Source organism: Hungatella sp. SL.1.14 (genome assembly GCF_024460495.1).
In the GTDB taxonomy this organism is placed as follows: domain Bacteria; phylum Bacillota; class Clostridia; order Lachnospirales; family Lachnospiraceae; genus Hungatella; species Hungatella hathewayi.
In genome coordinates, this window is record NZ_JANFYJ010000572.1 from 1 (window position 1) to 267 (window position 267).

Consider the following 267-nt stretch of genomic DNA (forward strand, 5'->3'; position numbering starts at 1 on the left):
TCAAACTCCGGAAACTCGTGACTGATAACTGTCATGGCTGTCAGCCCGGATACCATATAATCTTCCCGCGGCTCCCCGGCTAGGCTGGCGTGGAAAATTACCGTGTCCGGATTGTTCCGGCCAAACTCCAAAGTCAGTCCGAAACATTTATACCGCGCTTCCAGGCTGATTTCTACGGCAGGATTAACCGCAAACGTCCCGTCAGCGCCGGCCACAGCCTCCGAGATATAACCGGTGTTTAGATATGCCTTCCCTGTCTCCTGACGC

General features: G+C 54.3%; 1 pseudogene. It reads right to left on the bottom strand.

The window, feature by feature from the left end:
• A pseudogene (locus NE473_RS33370) lies at window positions 1-267 on the bottom strand (hypothetical protein); the annotation flags it as partial.